This is a genomic window from Micromonospora sp. NPDC003776, from assembly GCF_053605645.1.
Map to the genome: position 1 here is coordinate 1 of NZ_JBSGJR010000400.1, position 6,616 is coordinate 6,616.

Below are 6,616 nucleotides of genomic sequence, written 5' to 3' on the forward strand. Positions count from 1 at the left end.
GGCAATCCGGCGCCGGATGGCCACTACTTCCGGGAACGAGGCCCCTAGCGCGGCACGGGACCGGCCGGCGTGGGGACGCGCCGGCGGGAGGCCGCGGGCCCGGTTTGGGGGCCGGTGGAGTGGAGGTGTAGTGTTGGTGAGTCGACCAGACTGCCCCCGTCGCTGACGTGTGGGTGGTCCCGAAGCGGAGCGCCTGCTCCCACCCGAGTCGCCCCTGTAGGTGGCCGGGTCCGGTCCCCGGTTCCGGGCACGTCCCGGTCCCGGATGCGCGATCATATGATCGTGCCGACCGGTCGAGCGGGCCCTGGCATGTGCCGGGGCCTTCTGCTTTCCGGGTCGGCTCCCGCCCGGGAGCCCGCGGAGTCGGCACCGTAGGAGACTCGACTCGAGGAGGCCCCATCAGCGTCGAACCACGCGTGAACGAGCAGATCCGGGCACGTGAGGTCCGACTGGTCGGCCCTGAGGGTGAGCAGGTGGGCATCGTCCCGCTGGAGCGCGCCCTGCAGCTGGCCGCGGACGTCGACCTGGACCTGGTCGAGGTTGCGCCGATGGCGCGCCCGCCGGTGTGCAAGCTCATGGACTTCGGCAAGTTCAAGTACGAGAGCGCACTCAAGGCGCGCGAAGCGCGGCGTAACCAGCAACAGACCGTCATCAAGGAGATGAAGCTCCGGCCGAAGATCGACCCGCACGACTACGAGACCAAGAAGGGTCACGTGGTGCGGTTCCTGAAGGCGGGCGACAAGGTCAAGGTGACGATCATGTTCCGCGGTCGCGAGCAGAGCCGCCCGGAGCTGGGTTACCGGCTCCTGCGCCGGCTCGAGTCCGAGATCACGGACCTGGGATACGTCGAGGCCGCGCCGAAGCAGGACGGCCGAAACATGATCATGGTTCTCGCTCCGCACCGGGCCGTGAAGGCCTCCGCGGTCGCCGCCACGGCGTCCCGCGGCGGGCCCCGCGACCGCGCGGCGGAGGAGTCGGCCGCCCCGGCAGGTGGCGAGACCCCGGCGGCCGGCGAGACCGCAGCAGCCGGTGAGACCGGCCCGACCGCTGACACCAGCGGCCAGTAACAGGGAGAGACGTTCCACATGCCGAAGATGAAGAGCCACACGGGTATGGGCAAGCGGGTCAAGGTGACCGGCAAGGGCAAGATCGTTGCCCAGCAGGCCGGCCTTCGCCACAACCTGGAGAAGAAGCCCTCCACCCAGACCCGGCGGCTGACCGGCACGGTCGAACTGGCCAAGGCCGACACCAAGCGAATCAAGAAGCTGCTCGGCCGCTGACGCGCGCCACCTGAACCGAAGAAGGAGTTGAGATGGCACGCGTCAAGCGGGCTGTGAACGCCCAGAAGAAGCGTCGTACCCTGCTGGAGACCGCGAGCGGCTACCGCGGTCAGCGCTCCCGCCTCTACCGCAAGGCCAAGGAGCAGGTGCTGCACTCGATGCAGTACGCCTACCGGGACCGTCGTGACCGCAAGGGCGACTTCCGGCAGCTCTGGATCCAGCGGATCAACGCCGGCGCCCGGGCCAACGGCCTGACCTACAACCGGCTGATCCAGGGCCTGCGCCTGGCCGGCATCGAGGTCGACCGCAAGATCCTGGCCGACCTGGCCGTCAACGACGCCGCGGCGTTCGCCGCGATCGTCGAGCTGGCCCGCGCCGCCGTGGCGGCCGAGGGCACCGGTGGCGCCGCGGCCCAGGCCGCCTGATCCACCCGCACCAGCAGATCGAGGCGTCTCCCATGCAGTCACCAGCGCGCGGGAGGCGCCTCGACGCTGTCTCCGGCCCGTTCACCCCGCGTACCCCGAGGGTCGTCGCCGCCCGCCGGCTGCACCGCCGCCGGGACCGCGAGACCACCGGCCGGTTCCTGGCCGAGGGGCCGCAGGCGGTCCGCGAGGCCCTGGCCCGCGCCGGCACGGTGGTCGAGCTCTTCGGCACCCCGGCCGCCCACGACCGGTACGCGCACCTGGCGGCCGCGGCCGCCCGGGCCGACGTGCCGGTCTCCGAGGTCACCGACGAGGCCCTCGCCGCGCTCACCGAGACCGTCGCCCCGCAGGGCCTGGTCGCCGTCTGCCGGCACCTCGACGTACCCCTGGCGGCGGCCCTCGCGCGCCGGCCGCGGCTGGTCGCGGTGCTCGCCGAGATCCGGGACCCGGGCAACGCCGGCACCGTGCTGCGCACCGCCGACGCCGCCGGCGCAGGCGCGGTGGTCTTCGCCGGCGAGGCGGTCGACCCGTACAACGGCAAGTGCGTGCGGGCCTCCGCCGGCAGCCTCTTCCACGTCGACGTGGTCCGCGCCGCCGACCCGCGCCAGGCGGTCGACGCGCTCCGGGCCGCCGGCCTCTCGATCTTCGCCACCACGGGGTACGGCGACAGCGACCTGGACGACCTCGCCGACGCCGGCCGGCTCGCCACCCCCACCGCCTGGCTCTTCGGTTCCGAGGCGCACGGCCTGCCCGAGGAGCTGGCCGCGGCGGCCGACGCCCGGGTCCGGGTGCCCCTGCACGGGCGCGCCGAGAGCCTGAACCTGGCTGCGGCTGCGGCCGTCTGCCTGTACGCTTCAGCGAGAGCACTGCGCCGGCCGACGGGCCGCGCGGGCGAAAGAGCAGGGGAGTCAGCCGGATGATGAACGCGCCACGGCGTTCGTTTAGCCAGCCCGCCGGTGTCGGCGGGCGGCGGGCCTGACCCTTCCCCCTGCGGACCTCCCACCGGCGGGCTGCGGCGAAGCCGCGCGTCCGTAGACTCGCCTAGCCGCCCGTGAGGGCCGGCACCGCCGTGAGGGAGTGCCCGTTCACCATGAGCTACCGCAACGATCCGTACGACCCGAAGCAGGTCGCCCTGCTCGATCCGGACGCCCTGGCCGCGGCCGTGGCCGACGCCGAGAAGGCGTTCGCCGCCGCCGCCGACCCGGACGCGCTGACCGCGCTGCGCCCCGCGCACCTCGGTGACCGTGCCCCGGTGTCGCTCGCCCGCCGGGAGATCGGCGCGCTGCCGCCGGCCGCCAAGGCCGACGCCGGCAAGCGGGTCAACGAGGCCCGCCGCGCCATCGAGACCGCGTACGCCGCCCGGCAGGAGACCCTGGCGCAGGAGCGGGCCGCGCGGGTGCTGGTCGAGGAGCGGGTCGACGTGACCCTGCCGTACGACCGCCGGCCGCGCGGTGCCCGCCACCCGCTGAGCACCCTGATGGAGCAGATCAGCGACCTGTTCATCGGGATGGGCTACGAGGTGGCCGAGGGGCCCGAGGTCGAGCTGGAGTGGACCAACTTCGACGCGCTGAACATCCCCGCCGACCATCCGGCGCGGGGCCTGATGGACACCTTCCACATCGCCCCCGAGGGGTCGGGCCTCGTTCTCCGCACCCACACCTCGCCGGTGCAGGCGCGCACCATGCTCACCCGCAAGCCGCCGATCTACGTGGTGGTGCCCGGCCGGGTCTACCGGACGGACGAGCTGGACGCCACCCACGCGCCGGTCTTCCACCAGGTGGAGGGCCTGGTGGTGGACAAGGGCATCACCATGGCGCACCTGCGCGGCACGCTGGACCACTTCGCCCGGGCCATGTTCGGCGAGGGCGCGAAGACCCGGTTCCGGCCGCACTACTTCCCGTTCACCGAGCCGTCGGCCGAGTTCGACGTCTGGTTCCCGGAGCACCGGGACGGTCCGCAGTGGGTCGAGTGGGGCGGCTGCGGCATGGTCAACCCGCGGGTGCTGCGGGCCTGCGGCATCGACCCGGAGGTCTACTCCGGATTCGCTTTCGGCATGGGCATCGACCGGACCGTGATGTTCCGGCACGGGGTCAGCGACATGCGGGACATGGCCGAGGGCGACGTGCGGTTCACCCGCGCGTTCGGCGCGTAGACGGTCGGGCACGAGTTACGGAGACGGTGGTTTAACAGTCATGCGAGTTTCTGTCAGTTGGCTGCGGGAGTACGTCGACCTCCCCGCCGACCTGCCCGCCGGCGACCTGGAGCAGGCGCTGGTCGACCTCGGCATCGAGGTCGAGTCGATCGTGGACCTGCGGGAGACCGTCACCGGTCCGCTGGTGGTCGGTGAGGTCCTGGAGATCGAGGAGCTGACCGGCTTCAAGAAGCCGATCCGGTTCTGCAAGGTCGACGTCGGGGCCGCCAACGGCACCGGCGAGCCGCAGGAGATCGTCTGCGGCGCGACAAACTTCGCCCCGGGCGACCGGGTGGTGGTGATCCTCCCCGGTGGCGTGCTGCCCGGGAACTTCGCCATCGGCGCGCGCAAGACGTACGGGCGCAACTCCAACGGCATGATCTGCTCCGCCCGGGAGCTGGGCCTCGGCGACGACCACTCGGGCATCATCGTGTTGCCCGAGGACACCCCGGCCAAGCCGGGCGACGACGCCCGCCCGGTGGTCGGCCTCGACGACGTCGTGGTCGAGCTGGAGATCACCCCGGACCGCGGCTACGCGCTCAGCGTGCGGGGCATCGCCCGGGAGCTGTCGCACGCCCTCGGCGTGCCGTTCCGCGACCCGGCCGACGCCCCGGCGCCCGGCGCCACCGCCGACCCGGCCTACCCGGTGCAGGTGCGCGACACCGTGGGCTGCGACCGGTTCGCCGCCCGGATGGTCCGTGGCGTCGACCCGACCGCGCAGACCCCCGGCTGGATGGCCCAGCGGCTCACCGTGGCCGGCATCCGCAGCATCTCGCTGCCGGTCGACATCACCAACTACCTGATGCTCGAACTCGGCCAGCCGATGCACGCCTTCGACGCCGACCGGATCAGCGGCCCGCTGGTGGTCCGCCGCGCCGAGCCGGGGGAGCGGCTGACCACCCTGGACGGGGTGACCCGCACCCTGGTCGCCGAGGACATGGTGATCTGCGACGACACCGGGCCGATCTCGCTCGCCGCCGTCATGGGCGGGGAGACCAGCGAGGTGGTCGCCACCACCACGAACGTGCTGTTCGAGGCGGCGCACTGGGACCCGGCGATGGTGGGCCGGACCGCCCGGCGGCACAAGCTGTTCAGCGAGGCGGCCAAGCGCTGGGAGCGGGGCGTCGACCCGGCCCTCCCGCTGGTCGCGCTGGAGCAGGCGGTACGGCTGCTCACCGAGCACGGCGGCGGCACGGTCGGGGACGAGATCCTCGACCTCGACCACGTCCGGCCGCGTACCCCGGTCACCCTGCCCGCGGACCTGCCGTCGCGCCGGATCGGCGTGACCTACCCGCCGGAGCGGGTGGTGGAGCTGCTGGAGCAGGTCGGCTGCACGGTCAGCCGGGGCGCCGACCGGCTCGGCGAGGACCCGGGCGAGGCCGGGGTGGGCGCGGCCGGCGGCGGCGACGTGCTCAGCGTGACCCCGCCGAGCTGGCGGCCCGACCTGACCGACCCGGCCGACCTGGTCGAGGAGGTGGTCCGCCTCGACGGGTACGACCGGGTGCCGTCGGAGCTGCCGACCGCGCCGGCCGGCCGGGGCCTGACCTGGCAGCAGGTGCGCCGCCGGGCGGTCGCCCGGTCGCTGGCCGAGCGCGGGTACGTCGAGGTCCTCGCCCACCCGTTCGTCTCCGCCGAGCTCGCCGACCAGCTCGGCCTGCCCGCCGACGACCCGCGCCGGCCGGCGGTCCGGGTGGCCAACCCGCTGTCCGAGGAGGAGCCGCTGCTGCGCACCACGCTGCTCGGCCCGCTGCTCGGCATCCTCAAGCGCAACGTCGGGCGGGGCCAGCGCGACGTGGCGATCTACGAGATCGGGGCGGTCTTCCACCCGCGCCTGGGCGCCGGCAGCCCGCCGGCGATGGGCGTGGACCGGCGGCCCACCGACGAGGAGTTCGCCGCCGCCGACGCGGTGGTGCCCGACCAGCCGCGGCACGTCGCGGTGGCCCTGGCCGGCGAGCTGGAGCCGACCGGCTGGTGGGGCGCGGGTCGGGCGGCCGGCTGGGCGGACGCCGTCGAGGCCGGCCGGATGGTGCTGGCCGCCGCCGGTATCCCGGCCGACCGGGTCACCGTCCGGGCCGGGGAGCAGGCCCCCTGGCACCCCGGCCGCTGCGCCGAGCTGCGGGTGGACGACACCACGGTCGGCTACGCGGGCGAGCTGCACCCGGTGGTGGTGGCGACGCTGGAGTTGCCCCGCCGGACCAGCGCCATGGAGCTGAACCTGGACGCGCTGCCCGCCGCGCCGCTGGTGTCCGGGCCGGCCATCTCCGGCTTCCCGCCCGCGCTGATCGACGTGGCGCTGGTGGTGGACGAGTCGGTGCCGGCCGCCGAGGTGGAGCGGGCGCTGGTCGAGGGGGCCGGCGAGCTGCTCGAAGGCGTCCGCCTCTTCGACGTGTACGCCTCGGAGCAGCTCGGCGCGGGCCGGAAGTCGCTGGCGTACAAGCTGACCTTCCGGGCGCCGGACCGGACGCTTACCGTCGAGGAGGCGGTCGCGGCGCGGGACGCCGCGGTGGCCCTCGCGGCGCAGCGGTTCGGCGCCACCCTGCGCGGCGCCTGAGGTGTAAGGAAGGGCACCTTCTTAACGTTTCCGGTAGAAGAAGGGTCCCCTCTTAACGGGGCAACGGCCCGTGCCGGTGCATGCGGGCCGGGCCGGTGTCGTGCCGGCGATCACCACTTCTTGTTTATGCAATCGGCTGGATGAGGTTGCAAGTGGAGGCGTCGGCCGGTTG

The 6,616-nt window shown here is 73.7% G+C and carries 6 protein-coding genes; all 6 read left to right on the top strand.

The genetic code is table 11. The features are described from left to right. Window positions 1–416 precede the first annotated feature (416 nt). The 6 genes from infC (at window position 417) to pheT (ending at window position 6,444) form a co-directional block, all read left to right on the top strand. Window positions 417–1,067, top strand: a complete 651-nt coding sequence (gene infC, locus ACWEVO_RS26105; RefSeq protein ID WP_091263828.1) for a translation initiation factor IF-3 — start codon at window positions 417–419, stop codon at window positions 1,065–1,067. Window positions 1,068–1,085: 18 nt separating this feature from the next. Then, window positions 1,086–1,280, top strand: coding sequence for a 50S ribosomal protein L35 (rpmI, locus tag ACWEVO_RS26110; RefSeq protein WP_007075851.1), 195 nt, complete (start codon window positions 1,086–1,088; stop codon window positions 1,278–1,280). A 32-nt stretch (window positions 1,281–1,312) separates the two neighbouring features. Continuing rightward, window positions 1,313–1,705 carry a 50S ribosomal protein L20 gene (gene rplT / locus ACWEVO_RS26115; protein WP_046564689.1) on the top strand — a complete coding sequence of 131 codons (393 nt, stop codon included), beginning with the start codon at window positions 1,313–1,315 and terminating at the stop codon, window positions 1,703–1,705. A 32-nt stretch (window positions 1,706–1,737) separates the two neighbouring features. Then, window positions 1,738–2,622, top strand: a complete 885-nt coding sequence (locus ACWEVO_RS26120; protein WP_452310148.1) for a TrmH family RNA methyltransferase — start codon at window positions 1,738–1,740, stop codon at window positions 2,620–2,622. 170 nt (window positions 2,623–2,792) lie between these two features. Continuing rightward, window positions 2,793–3,854, top strand: coding sequence for a phenylalanine--tRNA ligase subunit alpha (pheS, locus tag ACWEVO_RS26125; protein WP_452310149.1), 1,062 nt, complete (start codon window positions 2,793–2,795; stop codon window positions 3,852–3,854). Between the two features lie 40 nt (window positions 3,855–3,894). Further along, the gene (pheT, locus tag ACWEVO_RS26130) at window positions 3,895–6,444 is read left to right on the top strand and encodes a phenylalanine--tRNA ligase subunit beta (RefSeq protein ID WP_452310150.1); all 2,550 of its coding nucleotides are present in this window, start codon (window positions 3,895–3,897) and stop codon (window positions 6,442–6,444) included. The last annotated feature ends 172 nt before the right edge of the window (window positions 6,445–6,616 follow it).